Raw genomic sequence first — 23276 nt, forward strand, 5'->3', positions numbered from 1 at the left:
AAGGATTAAGGCCGGCGGGCATAACCTCACTACTTCTGCGACAACTCAGCGTCACCTACTCGTAAATAAACTTCGCAAGTTAAAGTTTTCGGACCACAAAAGTAGCGGGCACTAGGCAGGTACTTTACCAAGAAATTGAGGTAAGAAGTTTTTTCTAGAAACCGGCTTTCGGCGCCAAAAATCACTAGGCTGAATGAAGCAACTTGGGGCAAAGGTAAGGGTGTGGCACCACTTGGTTGTATTAAAATAAGCATTACTAGGCTTATTTTATTTTTAGAAAAAGCGCCGGTTATTGCCGGCTGGGATGGGTTCAGAAATCAATTTTAGAGTACAAAACCAACAACTCAGTCTGGACTATATAGATTGAGTAAATGCCAAGCCAATGATTATCAAAGCTTTGTGTAAAATCCTGAATTCGTGTGGCCTTGTTGGATTGGTGGTGCTTCTGCAAGGCGTGGCTGTGGTGGCCCTAGGTCAGCCTACCCTAAAGGTCATGGCGGTGCCGGCCAGCACGCCCGCTACGGCAAAGATTTATGTGGCTGGCTCCTTTAATAATTGGAACCCAGCGGCTTCAGCGCTCACCAAAAATGCCGACGGGAGTTATCAGATCACTCTGCCCGCTGGCTCTGGCAATGCCGAATACAAGTTTACGCGCGGCTCGTGGGAGTCGGTGGAAGTGGAGGCTGACGGCAAAGACGTCGCCAATCGTCGCTTTAGCTACGGCAACACCGCCATTATACCTCAGCAGATCGCGAATTGGGCCGACATGGCAGGCCGCAAACCACCCAAGCAACACACGGTTACCGCCAATGTTGCGGTGGTAGCCGACAGCTTCCGCATACCGCAACTCAACCGCACGCGCCGCATCTGGATCTACCTGCCCAACGATTACACGGCCGGAACGCGCCGCTACCCAGTGCTGTATGTGCACGACGGACAGAACGTATTCGACGATTTTACCTCGTTTAGCGGCGAATGGGGGATTGACGAAACGCTGCGGCAGTTGCAGCAAACCGGTCAGGACCAAGGCACTATCGTGGTGGCCGTGGATAACGGTGGGAGCTCCCGCCTCGATGAGCTCTCGCCGTGGCGTAACCCGCAGTACGGGGGCGGCGAGGGCGATCGGTACGTCGATTTTATGGCCCATACCCTGAAACCGTACATCGATGCGCACTACCGTACGCTGTCGGGGCGGGAGTTTACGGGCATTGCCGGGTCGTCCATGGGCGGGTTGATCTCCTTGTATGCCGCCCTGAAATACCCCGCAGTTTATAGCAAGGCGGGTATCTTCTCTCCGGCTTTTTGGTTCGCGAAAGATTCTCTGTTTCAATTCGTTGCCAGCACGAAGCCTGTGCCGACGACCTCTTTTTATTTTGTGGCCGCCACGCCCGAAAGCGAAACAATGGTGCCGCTGATGGCTGCCCTGCGCGATTCGTTGCAGAAGCGGGGTTTCCCAGCCGCCAACATGACCTACCGGGCCACCCCCGACGGCCAGCACGCCGAATGGTTTTGGAAGCGCGAGTTTCCTGCTGCTTATCAATGGTTGTACGCGCCTACCGCTGCCGGCCACCCGTCGGCATTAGCGTACAGCGCTTACGCAGGCAGTAATAATGAGTTAGTCATGCAGTTACCCGAATCGGTGCGCACAGCCCGCTTAGAGCTTAAAGACCCGCAGGGGCGCACGGTGCTGAAAAAACGGGTGCATGCCAACGAAAGCATTGACCTCAGCAAGCTTGCCCAAGGAACGTATGCACTACGCATACGAGCCGGCAAGCTTACCGGGAATCAAGAATATATAAATTATTGATAATTAGATACTTGTATGGGTATAGTATTATTCTTAAAAACGAATGATCGAGGCCGCAACAGACTGGTAATGCATCGGTTTGTACTGAGCTGCTAAGCGTGAAATGGATCGAAAACGGAAAAATTTGAATCGGAAATGCGCTTACTTATTTGCGCGTCCCGCACCCGGCGTTATATTTGCGACAATAAAGCCCCATGCTTTATCCCCATTATGATCTCTCAACTGACTCTGCAAGCCTGGTGGTGGCCTCTCCGAAACTCCGGACGGGAAAGCCTGTGCGTGCGGTAAGGTCAGTACATAACCTTCGCATCGAACATCAAGGAAAGCCCGGCCAACCGCCGGGCTTTTTTTATTGCCCATTGCGTTCAAACTACACTCCATCTTCAGTCCTGCACGGTGGTAGCCGTGAGAAACGATGAAAGAATTTTCGCTCAAAACCCGCCATGTTCGCTTGCTTGCCGACACGGTTACGCCCGTGGGTCTGTACCTGCGTTTGCGCGATCGGTATTCCAACTGCCTGTTGTTGGAAAGCTCTGATTATCACGGCCAACAGAACGCTTTTTCTTACCTGGCCTTCGACCCGCTGGCGAGTTTTGAAGTGAGCCGGGGCGAGTTGCGCTTGAAACTACCCGACGATACGTTCGAAACCGAAACGCTGGCCGAACCGCGTTTGGCGCTGGAGCGGCTGCGCGAGTTTGCAGGCAGCTTCCGCACCGAAAAGCAGGAGTATGACTTCATCACCGGCGGCTTGTTTGGCTACATTGGCTACGAAGCGGTGCAGTATTTCGAGGATCTGACGCTGAACCAAGAGAAAGAAGCGGCCGGTCAGATTCCGGATATTATCTACGGCACGTACCGTTACGTCATCGCTATCAACCACTTCCGCAACGAGCTGTTTGTGTTTGAGCACACGCTGGAAAACGAGCCCGTCGACCACGACGGCCTGAAGCGGTTGGTCAACCTGATCCGCAACCCCAGCTTGCCGGAGTTTGGGTTTGCCACCGAAGGGGAGGAGACCACCAACCAAACCGACGAGGAGTTTCTGAAAGTTCTGGCTGCTGGTCAGCAGCATTGCCGCCGCGGCGACGTGTTTCAGATCGTGTTGTCGCGCCGCTTTGCGCAAGGGTTTGTGGGCGACGAATTCAACGTGTACCGGGCGCTGCGCTCGATCAACCCGTCGCCGTACCTGTTTTACTTCGACTACGGCAACTTCAAAATCTTCGGCTCGTCGCCCGAAACGCAGCTGTTAATTAAAGGCCGCGAAGCCAGCTTGTTCCCGATTGCCGGCACGTTTCGCCGCACTGGCCACGACGTAGAAGACGCCGCATTGGCCCAAAAGCTCGCCGCCGACCCCAAGGAAAAAGCAGAGCACACCATGCTCGTGGACCTCGCCCGCAATGACCTCGCCCGCCACGGCGACCAAGTAAAGGTGAAGGTGTTTCAGGAAATCCAATATTACTCGCACGTCATTCACTTGGTGAGCCATGTAGCCGCCACGCTGGCCGCCAACGCCACGTCGCTGCAAGTGGTGGCCGATACCTTTCCGGCCGGCACGCTCTCCGGGGCTCCAAAGCACCGCGCCATGCAACTCATTGACGGACTGGAACCTACGGGCCGTGGTTATTACGGTGGCTGCCTGGGCTATTTGGGCTTCAACGGCGACTTTAACCACGCCATCATGATTCGCTCGTTTCTGAGTACGGGCAACCAGCTTTATTACCAGGCCGGCGCCGGCGTAGTGGCGGCGTCGGATATCAATTCGGAACTCAACGAAGTGCACCACAAACTGGCCGCCCTACGCAAAGCCCTGCACGAAGCCGAATCGGTGGGAGCCAAAATCACGACGGCGGATGTGGCTGCTGGCCAAGGCGCGAACCAATAACTGCTTAGAACCGATGAAAATTCTCGTTCTCGATAACTACGATTCCTTCACCTACAACCTCGTGCAGTTGCTGCGCGAGCTCGGATACGGCGATAATGTTGATGTGGTGCGCAACGACAAAATCGACCTCGATGCAGTGGAGCAGTACGATGCCATCATGCTGTCGCCCGGCCCCGGAGTGCCTTCCGAAGCGGGCCTGATGCCAGAAGTAATCCGTCGGTTTGCGCCCACCAAACGCATGCTGGGTGTGTGTCTTGGCCACCAGGGCATTGCCGAAAGCTTTGGGGCTCAGTTGTATAACCTGCCGGCCGTGCTGCACGGCATCGCCACCGACGCCGATATCATTACCAGCGAAGACCGGCTTTTTCAGGGCTTGCCGCAGCAATTTCGGGTCGGCCGCTATCATTCGTGGGTGGTTTCGCCGGATACTTTTCCGGAGGAGCTTGAAATCACGGCTCGCGACGCCAACGGCCAAGTGCTGGCCCTGCGCCACCGCCAATACGACGTGCGCGGCGTGCAGTTCCACCCCGAATCCATCCTCACCGAACACGGCCACCAGATGCTGAAAAACTGGCTGGAAGGAGAAGATTAATTGCAGAAGCACGCCTTCTGTTGCTCTCTTTTTTGATTTAGTAACCATCAGTAGATCAATACTTTGAAAACGATCCTCACCACGCTTTTTGACCAGCAAACCCTGACCCGCGACGAAGCGCGCGAGGCTATGTTGCAGTTGGGCCAGGGGGCGGCCAATGCGGCAGAAACGGCGGCTTTTCTGGCTGTGTATCGGATGCGCCCGATTACGGTATCGGAGCTGGCGGGCTTTCGCGATGCGTTGCTGGATTTGTCGCGCAACCCGCAACTGGGCACCCACGAAGTGCTCGACATCGTCGGGACGGGTGGCGACGGCAAGGACACGTTCAACATCTCGACGCTGGCCTGCTTTGTGGTAGCTGGGGCGGGCTATAAAGTGGCCAAGCACGGCAACATCGGCGTCTCGTCAATTTGCGGCTCGTCGAATATCCTGGCGCATTTCGGCTACGATTTCGAAGCCTCCTCGGATACGTTGCGTCACCAACTCGACCGTGCCAACATCTGCTTTCTGCACGCGCCGGCTTTTCATCCGGCCATGCGCCATGCCGGGCCAATCCGGCGGGAATTGGGCGTGCGGACGTTCTTCAACATTCTAGGTCCGCTAGTGAATCCGGCGCGGCCAGCCGCCCAACTAGCCGGTGTGTTTAGCCTGGAACTGCTGCGGCTCTATCAGTATTTGTTTCAGCAAACAGCTACGCGCTACGCCGTAGTGCATGCCTTAGACGGCTACGACGAACTCTCCCTGACCGGCGAGGCCAAAATTGGGTCGGCGGCCGGCGAGCGCTTGGTTACGGCCGAAACGCTGGGCTTGCCAGCCTATGCTCCCGAAGAATTGGCGGGCGGCAATACCGTAGCCGAATCGGCCGATTTATTTTTGGGCGTGCTGGAAGGCCGGGCCACGCCGGCCCAGCGCGACGTGGTCACGGCCAATGCCGCCCTTGGGCTACAATGCATCAATCCCGATTTCTCATTTGCCGAAGCTTTGGACGCGGCCCGCGAGTCGCTGGACTCCGGCAAAGCCCGCGAAGCGTTTCGTTTGTTACTTGGCTAAGCACCATCTTCAGCGTCAGGGTGTTCAGGCCCTGACTTTTCTCCTCGCTTGTTCTTAACCCGCGGCCTGCCTGCACCCCGTATATGAGTTCATCTTCTGCCACCATTCTCGACCAGATTATCGCGCACAAACGCCGTGAAGTGGCTGAGCGACAAAGCCTAGTGCCCGTTAAACTGCTCGAACGCAGCCTGTACTTCGAAAACCAACCGCTGTCGCTGCGTAAGTATCTGCTGCGCGACGATTTGAGCGGCATCATCGCCGAGTTTAAGCGCAAATCGCCGTCGAAGGGTTGGATCAATCCGCACGCGCCGGTGGAGCGCACCACGCTGGGCTACATGCAAGCCGGTGCTTCCGCGTTATCGGTGCTGACGGATACTGAGTTTTTCGGCGGCAAAAACGAAGACCTTACCATCGCGCGGCGCTACAATTTCTGCCCCATTCTGCGCAAGGATTTCGTAGTGGATGCCTACCAGATTCTGGAAGCCAAAAGCATCGGGGCCGATGCCGTGTTGCTCATTGCCGCTGTGCTCACCGCCGATCAAGTGCTGAGCCTCGGCCGCTTCGCCCGCGAATTAGGTTTAGAAGTGCTCTTGGAAGTGCATGATAGTGAAGAACTTGACCGTACGCTGCACGCCGATGCCGTGAACCTAGTCGGCGTAAATAACCGCAACCTCCACGACTTCAGCGTCAGCCTCGACACCTCGATGGAGCTTGCCCAACGCATTCCTGCAGAGTTTGTGAAAGTATCGGAGAGCGGGCTGACTTCGGCGGCCGCTATCGAGCAGTTGCGGGGCGCGGGCTACCGCGGTTTCCTGATCGGGGAAGCCTTCATGCGCCACAGCCGGCCCGAAAAAGCGTGCAGCACGTTGGTGCAGGAACTGCGCGCCACCGAACCCGTAACCGTATTGTAGCAAGCTCATTTCCACGTTCAGCAACCGCCATGTCCGATCTCCTCTCACCGCCAACGAAGTACGACGCGCCCGCTAGCGCGAATCACAGGCTGCGCGTGAAAGTGTGCGGGATGAAGTTTGCCGAAAACATCGACGCAGTCGCTGCACTGGCTCCGGATTTTATGGGCTTCATCTTTTCCCCCAACTCGTCTCGCTTCGCGGCCGACGAGCTGAACTCGGAAATGATGCGCGAACTGCCTGATAGTCTGCGCAAAGTAGGCGTGTTTGTCGATCAGCCTTCCGACTACATCCGGCAGCAAGTGGCCCGCTTTGCCCTCGACCTCGTGCAACTGCACGGCGCAGAAATGCCCGCCCAATGCGCCGAGCTGCGTCAGGCAAATGTACAAGTGATCAAAGCCTTCTCGATAGGCAATGTCTTTGATTTCAACGCGTTGCAGCCTTACGCGGCCCACTGCGATTACTTTCTTTTCGATACGAAAGGGCTGCAACCCGGCGGCAACGGCACTACGTTCGACTGGAACATCCTACGGCAGTATCCGCTGTCGGTGCCCTATTTTCTGGCTGGTGGCTTGGATCTGGAGCACGCCGAAACGCTGGCCTCGCTCCGGTTGCCTGGCCTCTTTGCCATCGATCTGAACAGCCGCTTTGAGGTGGCGCCAGCCCAAAAGGACATCGGCCGACTGCACGCAATGTTGAGCCGACTCAGCCGCAGCGAGCCTCAAACCGCGGCTACCGAAAGCACTAGAGAATCTTAATTCATTTAGCTAATAACTGTTTGATAATCAATATCTTATGGTTTTGGCTTGCTTAGCATACTTAAACGAGTTTTCCCTGTTTATGTCCTACCAACCCAACGACCGCGGCTACTACGGCCAATTCGGAGGCGCTTTCATCCCGGAAATGCTTTATCCGAATGTGGAAGAGTTGCGCGAGCAGTACCTCACGATTATGGCCGACCCAGAGTTTCAGCGGGAGTTTCAGAGCCTGCTGCGCGATTATGTGGGCCGCCCGACGCCTTTGTTTTACGCCAAGCGCCTGTCGGAGAAATACAACACGAAGGTGTACTTGAAGCGTGAAGACCTGTGCCACACCGGCGCGCACAAGATCAACAACACCGTCGGGCAGATTTTGCTGGCGCGGCGCCTGGGCAAAAAGCGCATCATCGCCGAAACCGGCGCCGGTCAGCACGGCGTGGCCACGGCCACAGTGTGTGCACTGATGGGCATGGAATGCATCGTGTATATGGGCAAAATTGACACCGAGCGCCAGCGCCCCAACGTGGAGCGGATGCGCTTGCTCGGCGCCGAGGTTCGCCCCGTTACCAGCGGCAGCCAAACGCTGAAAGACGCTACCAATGAGGCCATTAGAGACTGGATCTCGAATCCGGTGGACACGCACTACATCATTGGCTCGGTGGTGGGTCCGCACCCGTACCCCGATTTGGTGGCGCGTTTGCAATCGGTGATCAGCGAGGAGATGCGCAAGCAATTGCTGGAAAAAACCGGCAGCGAACTGCCTGATTACGTGGTGGCTTGCGTGGGCGGTGGCTCCAATGCAGCGGGTGCGTTCTACCATTTCCTCGACGAGCCTTCTGTGCAACTCGTGGCGGTCGAAGCCGCCGGCCACGGCATCGATTCAGGCCACTCGGCCGCTACCTCGGTGCTGGGCAAGCCGGGCATTATTCACGGCTCGCGCACGCTGCTCATGCAAGATGAGCACGGCCAGATTACGGAGCCGTATTCGCTGTCGGCGGGCCTAGATTATCCGGGTGTAGGCCCGTTGCATGCGCACTTGGCCGTGTCGGGCCGGGCGCGCTTTATCAGCATCGACGACGAAGCAGCCCTGTACGCCGTGGCCGAGTTGAGCCGTTTGGAAGGCATTATTCCGGCCTTGGAAACGGCGCACGCGCTGGCCGCGCTGGCGCAGCTCGGCGCCGGCCCCGACGATGTAGTCGTCGTCAACCTATCGGGCCGTGGCGACAAGGATCTGGAAACCTATTTGAAATACGCCGAGAAGCTGAATTCCTACGCTTCCGATTCTGCCTCAAACTAAATGCAAAACCGTATCGCTCAGACGTTTGCCAAAAAGCAAAATCGTCTGCTAAATATTTATTTCACAGCCGGTTATCCTACGCTCGATGCTACGGTGCCGCTGCTGGAAACGCTGGCCGCTTCGGGCGCCGACCTCATCGAAATCGGAATGCCGTTTTCAGACCCCTTGGCCGACGGTCCGGTGATCCAGCAAAGCAGTACTGTGGCCTTGCAAAACGGCATGAACCTATACGTGCTGTTCGAGCAGCTCAAGGATATCCGCCAGCGCGTGCCCGAAACGCCCATTCTGCTGATGGGCTATCTGAATCCCGTGCTCCAGTTCGGCATCGAAAAATTTTGTGAACAAGCCGCTGCTGCCGGCGCCGACGGCCTGATTCTGCCCGACATGCCGCTGGTAGAATACGAGGAAGAATACAAGGAGATTTTTCAGCGCTACGGCCTGCAGCCCGTGTTTCTGATCACGCCCCAAACGGCCCCGGAGCGCATCCGCCGCATAGATGCCCTGACCGATTCCTTCCTGTACTTGGTCTCTGGCCCCGGCACTACGGGCGGTGGCACCACGCAGGATAGCGACACACAAGAGGCTTATTTCAAGCGCGTTGCGGAGATGGGCTTGCGCAATCCGCGCCTTATTGGTTTCGGCATTGGTGACAAAAAGTCTTTCGATCGTGCCTGCGAATACGCCAATGGCGCCATTATCGGCTCGGCGCTGATTCGCTCGCTGGAAGGCGCCACCGATGCGCCAGCGGCGGCCAAAGCTTTCGTTTCTTCCGTCCTGAACTAACCCGATTTCCTTTCATCTGGAGCTTTGGCAAAAGGATGAACACAAGAGGTCGAACCGACAAGCTCGCTTCGGCTACACAAGCTTCGCTTCATGATTATTCAACTCGAAAAGAACATTACCGAGGGTGCCAAGCAGGATATTATTTCCCGCATTAAAGCCCTGAAATACAAGGTCACGGAAGTAACCACGCAGCGGGCCAACTACCTTGTGAGCATTGGCAAAGGCGATTTCGACATCCGGACGGTGGGCCAGTTGCCGGGCATTCTGGACATTCATCGCGTTTCCGACGACTACAAACTCGTATCGCGTAAGTGGCGCGTGCGCCCAACCGTGCTCGACCTCGGCGACGGCGTTCGGATTGGGGAGGGAACGCTGAGTATCGTGGCCGGGCCGTGCAGCATCGAAAGCGAGGCCCAGATGGAGAAAATCATGCAGCACCTCGTCGACAACGACGTGCGCCTGATGCGCGGTGGCGTGTTTAAGCCGCGTTCGTCCCCGTATTCGTTCCGGGGTTTGGGGATGGAAGGCCTGAAGCAATTTCACCAAATGGCCCGCGCCCGCGGCATCAAAATCGTGACCGAAGTGATGCAGGTGTCGCAGGTGGAGGAGATGCACGACTACGTGGATGTGTTTCAAGTAGGTGCGCGCAACACGCAGAACTTCAACTTGTTAGACGCGCTAGGCGGCGTCGACAAGCCGGTGTTGATCAAACGCGGCATTTCGGGCACCATTGAAGAGTTGCTTTCCTCGGCCGAATACGTGTTTTCGGGCGGCAACGAAAAGCTAATTCTCTGCGAGCGCGGCATCCGAACCTTCGAAACAGCCAGCCGCAACACTTTGGATTTGAACGCGATACCGATTCTGAAGGAAAAAACGCACCTGCCCGTTATGGTCGACCCGTCGCACGGCATCGGCATTCGCGAATATGTCGCGCCGATGGCGCTAGCCGGGGTCATGGCCGGGGCCGATGGCATCCTGTACGAAGCCCATGAAAAGCCCGAAGAAGCCGCTTCCGACGGTCAGCAAACCCTGAATTTTGCCGAGTCGGAGCGCCTAATTCACAACTTACGCAAGGTGTATGCCTTGCGTAACGAGTTGGAATAAAGGTACTTACGCATAGATAGATCAAAACCCTGCCGAGCTACACACGCTCGGCAGGGTTTTTTGTTTTAGAATATTGCCGGAGTTTAATGTTGAGTAGTTTTAGCGCAACTGCCTGATTGTCTAAACTATGCTATTCGAGTTTAACGCCTACAGTTCGCTGTTGCTGCCCTTTTTCCTGCAGGGCATGGTGTTCGCAGCGTTGCTGGTAATTCGGGCGCGGCAAAACGACACGGCTTCGGACCGGTGGCTGGCGTTGTTGTTGTTGCTCAATACGTTACCCCTGATGCAGTGGATGCTGGGCTTCGCCAACTGGTACGATTCGCACGACGCCCACTCCACGTTCATGTTCTACTTTCCCTTCAGCCATTGGCTGGCGTTGGGGCCGGTATTCTACTTCTACTTTCGGAGCCTAACCAACCGCGAATTCCGCTTTAGCCGCGCGCAACTCTGGCATTTCGCGCCGGAAGCTTTGTATTTGGCTTGGATTGTATTGGTTGGGTGGTATGATGTAGTATGGCAGCACGAAATCCAAGGCCAACCCTTTCTGAATCACTACGGTACGAAAGGGCGCTGGGCATGCATCAACGACGAAGTAAGCCCGTGGATAGAAGCCGGTGGCTACATTTCGGTGGTGGTGTACGCGTGGCTTACGCTCCGTGAGTACCGCCAATACCGCCACTACATCAACAATTACTTCTCTGATACTGAGCGAATTAAATTTTCCTGGTTGCGCAACTTGCTCTATGCCGTGCTCTTGGGCTTAGGGATAGTTTTGCTGTTTAACTTCGTGAACCTGAGTGTGGTAAAGCTCACGTACGTCCAGTTTTGGTATTCCTTTTTGGCGACGGGCGTGCTGGTGTATTACCTGAGCATAGCTGGCTTATTGGCTAATTATCAACTCGTTGCGCCATTACGCTTTCAACCAGAAGCGGTAGAACATGGGCAATTTATAGGCTTGTCAGAAATACTTGATAATCAGATAGATGTACAAGATGACTTGTCCTATCTAAATGGCACAACTGCAACGGTAGCTACAGCAGAGCCACAGGTAAGTAAGGCAGACGTGACTGCCGAACCAGACTTACAGCGTTGGGCCGCAAAGCTTACGCGGCTCATGGAAACCGACCGCCCTTATTTGGCTCCCGAGCTTACGCTCAGCACCTTGGCTGCGCAGTTGCGCACCAACACGTCGCTGCTGTCGCGCGTGATCAACTCCTGTTTTGGGCAAAACTTCAACGATTACGTCAACACCTACCGCGTTGCCGAAGCCGAGCGCAAGTTGCAAAACCCCAATTTTCGGCACTACACCTTGCTGGCCGTGGCGCTAGAATCGGGCTTTAATTCAAAATCGACTTTCAACCGCGTGTTCAAGAAACTGCGGGGTGCTACGCCAAGTGAGATCGCGGCGGGTCTCAATTCATAAGATGGGACGTCCCGGACTGTAATTCGGGGCGTTTGGAGTAGGAGAAGGGCGTTGCTTTGGGGCATCCTTTCACCCTTCTAACTCTCTGATCTTATGTGTACTCTGATTATCACGCGCCCGCTAACAGCGGTAGCGTTGTTTGGCGGCCTCATTTTGCTGGCGGCCGCTTGCTTCGGCAGCGTCCATTCTGATCTGTTCATTGAACCCAGCCACCAGTTTGTGCTCGGCGGTGGCCAGCGTGGCGCTTTCAAGGTAATGGCCCGCAACGTAGGCCCCACAGCAGTCGAAGCGCTGGAACGACCCGCTACTGGCAAACTCGTGTCCAAAGCCATCTTGAAATCTGGGCAGCAAGTTACGCTCCAGTTTGCGTCTGGTTCGGCGGCCGTGCTTGCGAACCCTGCCGCCACCACGGCGCACCTAGACTTGCAAATTACCGGCGATACGGGCTTGAGTATGAGCACCGAAGCAAAGCGCCCATAAAACGGCTCGCCCAACTAATCTCCTCACTCTTTGCTCGTGCATCATCATGAAAAAACTGCTGTTTGCTACTGCACCCTTTTCTTCGCGCCTGGCCGATGTGGCTTGGCTGTTGTTCCGTCTGCACCTGGGTCTGTCCATTGCCATAGGGGCGGGTTGGTCGAAGCTGATAAACCTTTCCACGGCCCAAGAAAGCGCCAAGCTGGCTAGCGGAGCCACGGCTTTAAGCCCGCCCGATTGGTTTGTGCAACAGGTTGCTAATCTTGGTTTTACGTATCCTTCACCGTATTTCTGGGCTTGGCTGGCCACCTGGGGTGAGTTTGTGGGTGGCTTGCTGGTGGCCGTGGGGCTGCTTACCCGCTGGGGTGGCTTGCAACTGGCGATCCAGTTTCTGCTGATTGCGTTTTTGTGGTACGACGCGCCAGAACCAATTCTGGGGATGTATTACCAGCAACTGCTTTTCTGGGCCTTCGTGCTCGTGACGACGGTAGGGGGAGGCCGTTATTCGCTGGATAACTGGCTGCAACACCGGTCGTTGGCACCTGCGGCAATCAAGGTGACGGCACCCCAAATAGCGTTGCTGGCCTTGATGGTAATTGGCGCAACCGGAAACGCCTTGGCCCAAAGGGCAGGTGCAACCACCAGCGTAGCTGAGTTCGACAAACTGCTTCGCAACGACTGGACCGGCACGCTCACGTACCTTGATTATCGTACTCAGAAGCCGGTGACGTTGCCCACTACGCTCAGCGCAACGCAAACGGCACCTCGTCAGCTCACCTTAGCTTTCACCTATCGCGAATCGGCCACCCGAAGCGTGCAGGGCCAAGATACACTCGTGTTTTCGGCCGATGGCAGGGAAATAACGTGGTCCTCGAAGCTCCGGGTGGTGGCCAAAACCACATCTACACCCCAAGGGCTGCACTTGGTACTCGAAGGTCCCGGTATGGATGACAACAAGCCCTGTACTATCCGCAAGACCATTGACCTAAGTGAGCAGCATTGGTCGGTGGTAAAAGAAGTGAAGTACCAAGATGGGCTGCAATACTTCGTGCGAAATCTATATCAATTTGAACATTAAGAAGTTACTAAAACAGTAATTAGCCTTTTAACAGAATGATTGATTGGAAGGCGATACTGGGCTTTAAACCGTAATGGTTGCGAGTATATATAATGCGTTTTCGCAAAATGACCCTCTACTAAAAGGGGGTATGGTCATAAAATTGATAATTCTTCAAATAAGACCTTATAATTTGAGGTCATAACTTCAATGGGCGAATGTATAACTTAAAAATGCCCTCAAATTTTTTCTTGCCCTAGTATATCTTTTATGTAAGGTTATCTATATATTTGCTCCCGTTATGATGCTCCAACAGTCTGTGAAATGCTTTGATCTGACAATTAACCGTCCTGCGGGGAACGGAGTCGGGCTGCATTGCCGGTACAGAAACTAAGAGAGCAACATGCTTCTTCACCTCTGAAAACCACAAAGCCCGACTCCGCAAGGAAATCGGGCTTTTTTTATGTCCAAAGCCATGTTCACGCAACACTACGACCAGTACACTGCCCAAGATCAATTGGTGTGGAAAGTATTGTTCGACCGCCAAACGGCCTTGTTGTACAAGCGCGCCGCCGCTGCCTTTGGCAAAGGGCTAAGCCGTGTGGGATTCCACCGCGGCGCCATCCCTAATTTCGATGAGGTAAGTGAGCGGCTTTACAAAGCCACGGGCTGGTCGTTGGCACCGGTGCCGGGCCTGCTCGACGCGCCTACCTTTTTCGGGTTGCTGGCGGAGCGGAAGTTTCCGGCTACGGCCTGGATCCGGTCGATGCAACAGTTCGATTTTATCGAAGAGCCCGATTTGTTTCATGGTCTCTTTGGGCACGCGCCGCTGCTGATGGACCACGCTTTTGCCGACTTCCTGCATTTTTTGGGGCACGTAGCCGGCCAGCACCTCAACGATCCGGCGGCGTTGCAGCAGTTGCGGCGTTTGTACGGCTTTACCGTCCAGTTTGGCTTGGTTACCGAAAACGGCGCTCCCAAAATATACGGAGCCGGCTTGTTGTCGTCGGCAGGCGAAATCCATCATTGCATCAACGACGATACGCCGCGCAAGCCTTTCGACTTGGCTAAGGTGCTCAACACGCCGTACAGCGAAGCGCGTTTTCAGGAGCAGTATTTCGTGCTCAACTCGTGGGAGCAACTCACCGAAAGCGTGGCCGAACTGGCTGCGTTGCTCGCCACGGGCTGGCAGCTCAACCCCGTGGAGTAACTTGCTGAGTATAAGTTTATTAGATCATAATAGCTTGATTTTCAAATAGATGTGAAAGGCCGGTCGCGCATTGCGTGACCGGCCTTTTGTGCAATAGGAGTGATTAGATTGCGTCAGTTACTTGGCCTTGCCGGTCACCTCGAATTTGATGGTGCCTTTCACCTGCATCGCGTCTTGGATGGCTTGGCGCGTCGTACCACGCAACTCCACGGTGAACTGCGAAGCCTGCAAATACTGCTTTAGGTCGTCCCCGTTTTCAACCGTCACACTAATGGACTGGGTGTTGGAGGCGGGATTTTGAAAAGAGCCCAGCTTGGCCGATTGGCCGTTGGCCGTGAGGTAGCATTCGCCACTGGAAATAGCGCCAAAATTGGAAGCCGAACCCGCTTGCAGCTCAAACAGCACAGATTTAAGCACCACTTTATCGACGGCCGCTTTGTTTTTGTCGAGTTCAGCCTGTAGGGTCGAGCTCTTGCTGGACGAGGTGGTAAACGTCGATTGGGAAGTGGGTTGGATGGCGAAATTCAGGTCGGCGTAGTTCAGGCCAAAATTGACCTTGATGGCATCCTTGATCTTGTTGCAGGAAGTAGTGGCGGCACCGGTGACCAGCAACACTACCAGCAAAATCAGGTGAGAGCGAAGAGAGTACAGGTTTTTCATAACGGTGGAGTTTGGAAAATGAAGGAAATAGGTGTGAATTTGTCGGGTAAAGCGTTGGCAGAAGCGCCTTTAGCAAGCGGCTCTGTTTCGATTTCGACCGAAAAATATTTGCACTTATTCGGATCTGCCCGTCGAAGTCTACCAACCGCCGCCCAAAGTCGGCCGAGTGGCCGCGGCGTCTACGAACTAGCTTTTATCCTCTCCGGAATTCTTATTCCTAGCTGCTATGCCCTTGAGATACCCGGAAGCACCCCTGCGCTGCGTTGTGCTGGAAGATAATTTATTGGTCCGCGAACTCGTCGGCAGCTTTGTCGAGCAGATTCCTTCGTTGCAGCTAACAGGCTTGTACGAAGACGCTATGCAGGCCTTTGAACATCTGGCTCAGCAGCCTACTGAGTTGCTAATCAGCGATATTGAGATGCCGCGCCTCAACGGGCTGGAGTTGGTTCGGTCGCTGCGGCAGCCGCCCCTGGTCATCTTTATGACGTCGCATCGGCAATACGCCGCCCAAACCTACGAGCTTGATGCCGTCGATTATTTAGTAAAGCCTCTGACGTTTGAGCGCTTTCTCCGTGCCGTCGATAAAGCCCGGCTTATGGTGAGTGCTCGCCGCCAATGGCAGCAGGGGGCGGCCGATTCGGGTACGACAGCTCCGTCCGATTCGGAAGCGCAGCCCTTGGAAGTAGCTGAAGATTACTTCTTTATCCGTACCGAATTTCAGTTTGTAAAACTGCGCTACGCCGATGTGGTTTATGTAGAAGCCATGCGCGACTTCACCAAGATTCACCTACTCGACGGCACTGTGCACATTACCCTGGTCAACCTCAAAAACATCGAGGAGCAACTGCCTAAGAACCTGTTTGTGCGCACGCATCGCTCTTTTCTGGTCAATGCCAGCAAGATTGAGGTAGTGACCAACCAGGATGTGAAGGTGAACAAAATGTCGGTGCCGCTAGGGCTTACATTTCGGGATGCAGTTACAGAACGGGTTGTGCAACAACGGCTTATCACGCGGAAGCCTTAAGGCTTAGGCCACCACGCTGAGGGCTCCTGCCCGCGGTAATGTAAAATGAAAGGTTGTGCCTTGGCCTGGTCCTGCGCTCTCGGCCCACAAGCGGCCGCCATTGCGCTCCACAAAATCGCGGCACAGCACCAGACCCAGTCCCGTGCCTGGCTCTTGGGCAGTTCCCACAGTGCTTTGCGGCGAAGCAGCTACCCCTAACAGCTGATGCAACGTTTCGCCATCGAGGCCCACGCCCGTGTCGGTAACAGATAGGCACCATTGCGCATCGGCCTCGGTGGCCGCAACGGTGATTCGGCCACCCTGGGGCGTAAACTTGATGGCATTGCTGAGCAGGTTGCGCAACACCAGCCGAACCATGTCGGGGTCGGCCCAGGCCCATTCGTCGCCCTCTAGTAAATGGCTGATAGTGAGATTTTTATGCTCAGCAGCAGTGCGCAGGAGCCTAAAATTCTCATTCACTGCTTCTTCCAAAAGTAAGCTTTCGGGGTTCACGCGTTCGGAAGCCTGCATCTGCACAGCTGCCCAGCTGAGCAGGTTATCGATGAGGGCCAGCGTCTGGTCGAGGGTTTGGTTGAGGCGTTGCGAGTACTGCATCAGCTTTTCCTGGGGGAGCTGCCGGATGTTCAGCAGCGACACGAACGCGTGCAGCGAGTTGAGTGGCCCGCGCAGGTCATGGCCGATGATGGAGAACAAGCGGTCTTTGGTGGCGTTGAGCTGCGCCAGCGTGGCCCGTTGGTGGTCGATTTCGCGGTTTTTGCGGCCTAGGAGCTTATTCACACGCCACAAGGCCAACCCAGCCAGCAGCACTACCAGAAAGCCCACCGCCAACCCTATTACTACAAAGCGCTGCTGCCGAAGTTGTTGCGCCTGAATCTGTTGGTCTTTGCGCAGCGTCGATACGCGGTTACGTTCTTGGCTTAGCTCAAAGTCGCCTTGCAGCTTGCCCAGCGCCTCCGACTTTTCCTTGCTGAATAAGGAATCCTGCGTGGCATTGGCAATCTCCGTGTACTCTAGCGCCTGTTTGTAGTCGCCACGCTGCTTGCGCAGCTGAGCTAACAGCGTGGCGGCTTCGTAGCGGCAATTATACGTGCCTAGCTTTTGCGCCAACGCAAGGCACTGGCTTGCAAGCTTTTCAGCCTGAGCGGTTTGTCCAAGTTTGGCATAGGTATCGGCTAGGTTGAATTGCGCCGAAAGAATTAGGCTCTGGTCGGCGCCTTGCTCGAGCAAATGCAACGCTTGCTGATGATAGGGCAAGGCTTTCTGAAGCTGGCCAGTCTTCGTCAGCAAGTTGGCCAACACCGCAATGCTGGCCCCTACATCGGCGGGTTGATGGAGACTTTCAAAAATCTTCTTGGCCTCCAAAAACAGCCGCTCTGCCTCCGTATTGTGGTTTTGCTTGGAGTTAAGCACCCCCATATTGACATAAAACCGGCCCAGCGTGTTGCGCTCCGCCGGGTCCTCTGGCTTGAGCAAGGCCAGCCCTTTCTGGTAATATTCGAGTGCCCGCGGAATATTGTCTTGGTCGTCGTAGAGGTTGCCAATGCTGGCGTAAGTGCGCGCCAAAGCCGACGTGACCCCAACTTTCTGCTGAATCTTTACGGACTCCAGATAGCACTGCAAGGCACGAGGAAAATCGCCCTTCTGGCTATACGTAAAGCCCATATCCGACCATGCCTTGAAGGCGCGCTTCTCATCGTGCAAGGCAGCGCACAGCTTCAAGGCTTTTTGGGCAGTTGCCAGCGCTGCGTCGTAATTGCCTTGCGTATTGTACACCACGGCCAAGGTATGGTAGATAGAAGGCAGCTGGCTTGTCGTTTGGGTACGTTTTGCTGCGCTCTCGGCCTCTAGAAGCGACGCAACCGCTTCGGGTAATTTGGCTTGGCGGGAGTAGGCCTCGCCGATATAATACAAGGTGCGTGCTTCACCAACTCCAAAATGCAGGGTGCGTGCCAACGGCAGGGCTTTCCGGAGCAATGCTTGGGCCGTGTCGTAATGGGCAAGATTAAGGTGCGTCCAAGCCAAAGCATCGAGGGTACTGACGCGGGAAGTGTCGCGGCCTTCGATGGCTAACCGATGGTTGAGGCTATCTAGGGGCAATGGATGGGTAGCTGCGGCCTGGCCTTGTTCAGGTCCGAATAGTAAAAATGCGGCTAGTAAAAAGCTGAATGTAGCGGTTTGGCAGAGGCGTGGGTAAAGGTGTTGCAAGCGGTAGAGGGTTAAGTTAAATATCTTATAGTGAACGAGTTAATGCAAAGGTTGTTAAGCGTTCAATAATGCCACCCTAGCCGTTGGTAAATAAAATGCAACAGCCAGAGCGGCCCGATGAGCAAAAATTGCACATCTTTTAGAAAGCTAGGCTTTTTGCCTTCTACCTTATGCCCCCAGAATTGTCCAACCCACGCGAGTACAAAAATAATGAGGCAGATCATCCAGAGTGGCACTGCCGATTGGGCATCTAGGAGCCGTAAAAGCCCGACGATAACTGCGCAGACGACGATCATGCCCAGGGCCAGCGGCACCGATAACCGTAAGTAATACCCTATTGCCAGCACCATCACAACCGTGGCCAAGTTGAGCCACGGGCTGGTTTCGCGCAGGGCCGCCGGCAGCGGTACCGACCACAGTAAGCCCAGCAAGCTGAACATGATCAGGGGGACGCAAATCCAGTGTACGCGCTTGTTGGTGGGGTTTTGATGACTTTCCCCGTATTCAGAAAGCAAGTTGGTGATCGTAGCCATGAGCCGGGTGGGAAACAAGGGTGAAACACTAAACCAAGTGTCATAATCCGGAATAAAGTATAGTAAATCTATTGGATTTTCGGGGGTTATCAAATACCTGAGTACCAACAAAAAAGCCTCCGTCACGAGCGTGACGGAGGCTTGCTGTAAAAGCAAAAGTGTAGAGGTTAGCTCTTGAGCTTTAAGTTCTTACGCAGATACGCCAGTGCCAGCGCATGCGCATCAGCAGCGTACTGCTGGTTGTACTTGGGGTTGGAAGGGTTGGCGAAAGCGTGCACCGCATCGTAGTTCTTTACAGTTAGCTTTTTCTTGGCAGCAGCCATGTCCTTCTGAAACTGCTCCACAATCTGGGGAGAAATGCCTTTGTCCTGCAAGGCAAAAATGCCTAACACGTCCGTATTCAAGGTTTTAAGCTTGGCGACGTCCTTTTCTGGCATGCCGTAGTACATCACGCAGGCCGCGGCTTTCGGGCCGGCCATGAGGGCGGTTTGCAGCGACCAGCCGCCGCCGAAGCACCACCCAATGGAGGCAATTTTGGCATTTGGCCCAGCATACATAATGGCCCCTTTGATGATAGCCTGGGCCCGATCCGTTTTGACGCCCTGCATTATTTTGCCGGCTTCATCGGGAGTGGTAGCCACTTGGCCATCGTAAAGGTCTAAGGCAATGACGTTTACACCGGGGAGTTCGCTAGCAAACGTGGCGGCTTCCTTCTTGATGTAGTCGTTCAGCCCCCACCATTCGTGGATCACAAACAGGTACTTGTCGGAGCGGGTGTTGCTCTTGATCTCAAAAGCCTTAGCAGATTGCCCGTCCGTGGTTTTGTATTCAATCATCTGGCCCTCACCCTCATACGAATAGGGCAGGGGAGCGTCGTGACCGCCGGAAAAGTCTTTGTCAGAAGCCAGCATTGCAAAGGCTTCGGTCGCGGTGGGGCCGCCGGGCTTGGCGCAGCAGCTCAGCGTGCTTTGGCTGGTGGCTTTTTGGGCCGAAGCCATTGTCACCACGCTCAGGAGCGTGATGCATAGAGTCCAGATTTTTTTCATGAGGGAATTTTTGGGTGAGTAATAGATGTGTTTGTGTTCAGGATTATAAAACAAGAACTAGCTGATGTTCAACGTCTTAGCTTGTAGTGCGTACTGCGGCTTTCAGCTCGGTCAGGAGCGAATATAGCCCAACATACGTCCGGTTGACGTATATAAAATGCTCAGAACCACGCGGTTCACGTTGCTGACGAAGCTCGGGTTGCTGCATCAGGTCATCGCTCAAGGCGTAAAGGGCCTGCATATAGGATTCGTCGCCAAAATCGAAGGTGGCTTGGCGGAACGGGCGCCCCACTAGTTCCAGCGACGCCCGTATGGTACGCAGGTAAAGCTCGCGCTGAGCCGGCGCATCGTCGGGGCGCAACACGCCGAGTTCCGTCAGTAAGGTTTCAAACCGGGTAGCATCCGTCAGCGACTCAGCCGCCAGCAGCGCGAAGAAGCGTTGGTGAAACTCGGCCGGAATGTTCTTCACGCACCCAAAATCCAGCACGCCCACGGTGCCCCCGTCTTTTTCCTGCAACAGGAAGTTGCCGGGATGCGGGTCGGCATGAACTTGCAACAGATTGTTAATCTGATGGTTATAAAAATCCCACAGCGCCTGCCCGAGTTGGTTGCGCACGGCTTGCGCAGGATTGGTTGCTAAGAATTCTTTCAGGTGCTGGCCGGGCAGCCAGTCCATGGTCAGGATGCGAGCCGAGGAAAATTCGGGGTAATAGCGTGCGAACTGCAAATGAGGCAACTCCGCGCACAACGCCGCGATTTCGGTGCCACGGCGTAGCTCCAGCTTGTAATCGGTTTCTTCGAGCAGGCGCGCTTCTACTTCCTCTAGGTAAGGCCGCACCTGCGCTTCGTCGAGGCCCAGCACGCGCAAGGCAATGGGCTTGACCAACCGAATGTCGGACCGGATGCTGTCGGCCACGCCGGGGTATTGCACTTTCACGGCCAACTCCCGGCCATCTTTTCGGGCAAAATGCACCTGCCCAATGCTTGCCGCCTGCCGGGCGTTGATGTCAAACTCATCAAACACTTCGTAAGGCGAACGGCCGAGCGAATCGCGAAACACCTTGATTACCAAGGGCCCCGACAACGGTGGGGTTTGATACTGCGCCTGCGCAAACTGATCGGAGTAGGCGCGGGGCAGCATATTTTTCTCCATTGCCAGCATCTGGGCTACCTTCAGCACCGAGCCTTTCATCTCGCTAAGCGCGCCGTAGAGCTCGGCAGCGTTGGCGGCGTGTAGGTCTTCGGTAGTGCTTTCGGCGCCTACCGAGCGGCGGGCGTAATGCTTGACGTAATTGGCCCCGACTTTAAAGCCGGTTTTGGCGAAGCGAGCCGCCCGTGCCACTTTTGTAATTGGCAATGAATCAAGTTGTTGGCTAACCGATTCGGGCGCCTCGAAGCCGGACGTATCTGGTCCTGAAGTTTCGGGCGGGGTTGAAAGCTCTGACATTAGCGGCGGTGCAACAGGAAGCGAGCCAGATCAAGCGCCGAATCCAGCGAATTACGGCCTACCAGATCGAAGCTCAGGGTAACGGCTTTTTCAACGGCCGCGTCGGTGCGTTCGAAGTTCAGCGAGTCGTCTTTGGCAAAATACCCCAGCACAAACAGCGCCTGCTGCCAGAACGCCCGTGGGTAGCCATCTTCGAGCTTCGGCCGGCGGGCTACTTCTTCGGTTCGGTGGCCTTCGCGGAGCAGTTCGCGCACAAACTGCTCAAAATCCTGCCGGAAATCGTCGAGGATGCGCGGCGTCAGGCCCGGCACGCGCGGCATGTGCCGGTGCAGCGACATGAGCGCGTAGCTGCGGTTTTGCTTCAGAATTTCGAGCAGCGTATAGTAATAGCTCAGCAGCTTTTCGCGGGCTCCGTAGGTTTCCCACACCGGCTCTTTGGAAGCACGCTCGCGCGATTGGCGGCTGAAATCAGCCCAGATATCGCGGTCAATGGCTTCGAAAGTCGCGTAGTAGCGGTAAAACTCGACTTCCGGCAGCCCCAGCTTCTTGGTGAGCTTAAACACCGACGCCGGCGCGTGGCCTTTGCGCAGCACGTAATCGAGGTAAGCCTGTTTGATGCGTTCTTTTTCCATAGCTCAATTACAACCACTTCAGGCGGGGCAAAGTTGTTGGGCAACGGCTTATTCTGTCTGCTTACGGGCGGCGCGCAGCGTGGTAATGGCGCGTTCGCGGGCAAACTTGTGGTCGACCATGGGCTTAGGATATTCGCAGGTGCCAAACTCCGGTATCCATTGCCACGCCGAAGCAAGCTCCGGGTCGTATTGTTCTTGCTGACTCTGAGGGCTATACACCCGAAACCAAGGCGCTGCCACCGCGCCCGTACCCGCCATCCACTGCCAGTTGCCCACGTTAATGGCCTGGTCGTAATCCAGCAGCTTGTCGGCAAAATATCGCTCGCCCCAGCGCCAATCGATGAGTAAATGCTTCACCAGAAAGCCGGCCGTGGCAATGCGGGCGCGGTTGTGGAGGTAGCCGGTTTGGTTGAGTTCGCGCATACCGGCGTCCACGAGCGGGTAGCCGGTGCGGCCCTCGCACCACCGCCGAAATTCCTCTTCGTTGTTGCGGTAGGGCACGCGGCGCAGCTTCGGGTCGTAGCTCTCGGTGGCGGTAAATGGAAAGTGCCAGAGCAGCATCATAAAGAAATCGCGCCAGATAAGCTCCGCCAACAGCTTGGGATTTAGCTCACGCGCTTGGGCCATGAGCTGCCGCACACTCAGCGTACCAAACCGCAGCTGCACACTACGCCTCGTAGTGCTATCGACGCGGCCGAGGAAGTTGCGGGTAGCGTGGTAGTTGCGCACAATTTCTTCGGCCGGTAGCTCGCTTACGGGCACATACTGCTCGTAGCGCTCAAAGCCCATTTCGGCCAGCGTCGGGCGGGGCGGAGCAGCGGGGAGTTGGGTTAGATGAGCCGGAAAAAGCTCGGCCGACGGATACGGTTGTAAATGTTCGTCGCGCAGGCGCTCCAGCCAAGCATTGCGGTAGGTGCTGAAGTTTTTGTGCGGCGTCCCGGATTTGGTCAGCACCTCGTTCTTAGCAAAAATGACTTGGTCCTTGTGCTGCGAAAACAGAATGCCGCGCTGCGCAAGCAACTCAGCAATCGCCGTGTCGCGCTCGGTGGCGTGCGGCTCGTAATCTTCGTTGGTATAAACGGCGGCTACTTCGTATTCGGCTATTAGTCTGCTGATTACCTCAACGGGCTTTCCGTAAAGCGCCAGCAGTGTGCCGCCGGCTTGCTGCGCCTGCTGCGCCAGTTTTTCTACTTCGTCATAGATGAACGTTACGCGGGCGTCACGGGGGCTAGGCAGCGCCTCCAGAATATCCGAATCGTAGATAAACAGCGGCACAACCGGTAAGCCGCTCTGCAAAGCCGCCGTAAGGCCAGCATTGTCGTGAAAGCGCAAGTCGCGGCGGTGCCAGAACAACGCTATTTTCATAAATATCAGTATATCA

The 23276-nt window shown here is 55.5% G+C and carries 21 protein-coding genes; 14 read left to right on the forward strand and 7 right to left on the reverse strand.

Going from position 1 to position 23276, the window contains the following annotated elements; translation table 11 throughout:
* Positions 1–382: 382 nt before the first annotated feature.
* From H9I52_RS05370 to H9I52_RS05430, 13 genes are all read left to right on the forward strand, one after another.
* Positions 383–1807, forward strand: coding sequence for an alpha/beta hydrolase-fold protein (locus H9I52_RS05370; RefSeq protein ID WP_187452984.1), 1425 nt, complete (start codon positions 383–385; stop codon positions 1805–1807).
* A 415-nt stretch (positions 1808–2222) separates the two neighbouring features.
* A complete protein-coding gene (locus H9I52_RS05375) occupies positions 2223–3689 on the forward strand; it encodes an anthranilate synthase component I family protein (RefSeq protein WP_139513584.1) in 1467 nt (488 codons plus the stop codon).
* 13 nt (positions 3690–3702) lie between these two features.
* Positions 3703–4281 (forward strand): anthranilate synthase component II, encoded by a 579-nt coding sequence (locus tag H9I52_RS05380; RefSeq protein ID WP_187452985.1) that lies wholly within the window; start codon positions 3703–3705, stop codon positions 4279–4281.
* 63 nt (positions 4282–4344) lie between these two features.
* A complete protein-coding gene (gene trpD / locus H9I52_RS05385) occupies positions 4345–5331 on the forward strand; it encodes an anthranilate phosphoribosyltransferase (protein ID WP_187452986.1) in 987 nt (328 codons plus the stop codon).
* An 83-nt stretch (positions 5332–5414) separates the two neighbouring features.
* On the forward strand, positions 5415–6242 hold the full coding sequence (gene trpC / locus H9I52_RS05390; protein ID WP_187452987.1) for an indole-3-glycerol phosphate synthase TrpC: 828 nt from the start codon (positions 5415–5417) through the stop codon (positions 6240–6242).
* 29 nt (positions 6243–6271) lie between these two features.
* Positions 6272–6997, forward strand: a complete 726-nt coding sequence (locus tag H9I52_RS05395; RefSeq protein WP_187452988.1) for a phosphoribosylanthranilate isomerase — start codon at positions 6272–6274, stop codon at positions 6995–6997.
* 82 nt (positions 6998–7079) lie between these two features.
* Positions 7080–8294 (forward strand): tryptophan synthase subunit beta, encoded by a 1215-nt coding sequence (gene trpB / locus H9I52_RS05400; protein WP_187452989.1) that lies wholly within the window; start codon positions 7080–7082, stop codon positions 8292–8294.
* Positions 8295–9077, forward strand: coding sequence for a tryptophan synthase subunit alpha (gene trpA, locus H9I52_RS05405; protein ID WP_187452990.1), 783 nt, complete (start codon positions 8295–8297; stop codon positions 9075–9077).
* Positions 9078–9167: 90 nt separating this feature from the next.
* Positions 9168–10181, forward strand: coding sequence for a 3-deoxy-7-phosphoheptulonate synthase (gene aroF, locus H9I52_RS05410; RefSeq protein WP_139513570.1), 1014 nt, complete (start codon positions 9168–9170; stop codon positions 10179–10181).
* 127 nt (positions 10182–10308) lie between these two features.
* Positions 10309–11604, forward strand: coding sequence for a helix-turn-helix domain-containing protein (locus H9I52_RS05415; protein ID WP_187452991.1), 1296 nt, complete (start codon positions 10309–10311; stop codon positions 11602–11604).
* A 93-nt stretch (positions 11605–11697) separates the two neighbouring features.
* Positions 11698–12084: a hypothetical protein gene (locus tag H9I52_RS05420; protein ID WP_187452992.1), complete on the forward strand. Its 387-nt coding sequence runs from the start codon at positions 11698–11700 to the stop codon at positions 12082–12084.
* A gap of 46 nt (positions 12085–12130) precedes the next feature.
* A complete protein-coding gene (locus H9I52_RS05425) occupies positions 12131–13159 on the forward strand; it encodes a DoxX family protein (protein WP_187452993.1) in 1029 nt (342 codons plus the stop codon).
* 442 nt (positions 13160–13601) lie between these two features.
* On the forward strand, positions 13602–14348 hold the full coding sequence (locus H9I52_RS05430) for a phenylalanine 4-monooxygenase (protein WP_139513562.1): 747 nt from the start codon (positions 13602–13604) through the stop codon (positions 14346–14348).
* 117 nt (positions 14349–14465) lie between these two features.
* Here H9I52_RS05430 and H9I52_RS05435 read toward each other — a convergent pair whose 3' ends face one another.
* A complete protein-coding gene (locus H9I52_RS05435; protein WP_139513560.1) occupies positions 14466–15008 on the reverse strand; it encodes a hypothetical protein in 543 nt (180 codons plus the stop codon).
* 226 nt (positions 15009–15234) lie between these two features.
* Here H9I52_RS05435 and H9I52_RS05440 point away from each other — a divergent pair, with 226 nt between their 5' ends.
* Positions 15235–16032 carry a LytR/AlgR family response regulator transcription factor gene (locus tag H9I52_RS05440; protein ID WP_187452994.1) on the forward strand — a complete coding sequence of 266 codons (798 nt, stop codon included), beginning with the start codon at positions 15235–15237 and terminating at the stop codon, positions 16030–16032.
* Positions 16033–16035: 3 nt separating this feature from the next.
* Here the strand turns inward: H9I52_RS05440 and H9I52_RS05445 are convergent, their stop codons facing one another.
* The 6 genes from H9I52_RS05445 to H9I52_RS05470 all read right to left on the reverse strand — a co-directional run bounded on the left by H9I52_RS05445 (position 16036) and on the right by H9I52_RS05470 (position 23260).
* The gene (locus H9I52_RS05445) at positions 16036–18129 is read right to left on the reverse strand and encodes a tetratricopeptide repeat protein (protein WP_187452995.1); all 2094 of its coding nucleotides are present in this window, start codon (positions 18127–18129) and stop codon (positions 16036–16038) included.
* A 170-nt stretch (positions 18130–18299) separates the two neighbouring features.
* Complete coding sequence (locus H9I52_RS05450; protein WP_187452996.1) at positions 18300–18770, reverse strand: DUF962 domain-containing protein; 471 nt, start codon at positions 18768–18770, stop codon at positions 18300–18302.
* A 167-nt stretch (positions 18771–18937) separates the two neighbouring features.
* Positions 18938–19816 (reverse strand): dienelactone hydrolase family protein, encoded by an 879-nt coding sequence (locus H9I52_RS05455; protein WP_187452997.1) that lies wholly within the window; start codon positions 19814–19816, stop codon positions 18938–18940.
* Positions 19817–19892: 76 nt separating this feature from the next.
* A complete protein-coding gene (locus tag H9I52_RS05460) occupies positions 19893–21263 on the reverse strand; it encodes an ABC1 kinase family protein (protein WP_187452998.1) in 1371 nt (456 codons plus the stop codon).
* Positions 21263–21895, reverse strand: coding sequence for a TetR/AcrR family transcriptional regulator (locus tag H9I52_RS05465; RefSeq protein ID WP_139513554.1), 633 nt, complete (start codon positions 21893–21895; stop codon positions 21263–21265). Before H9I52_RS05465 ends, H9I52_RS05460 begins: the two co-directional genes overlap by 1 nt.
* A 48-nt stretch (positions 21896–21943) precedes the next feature.
* Positions 21944–23260: a cryptochrome/photolyase family protein gene (locus H9I52_RS05470; protein WP_187452999.1), complete on the reverse strand. Its 1317-nt coding sequence runs from the start codon at positions 23258–23260 to the stop codon at positions 21944–21946.
* Positions 23261–23276 lie beyond the last annotated feature (16 nt).

The organism is Hymenobacter sp. BT491, assembly GCF_014349165.1.
Taxonomy (GTDB): domain Bacteria; phylum Bacteroidota; class Bacteroidia; order Cytophagales; family Hymenobacteraceae; genus Hymenobacter; species Hymenobacter jejuensis.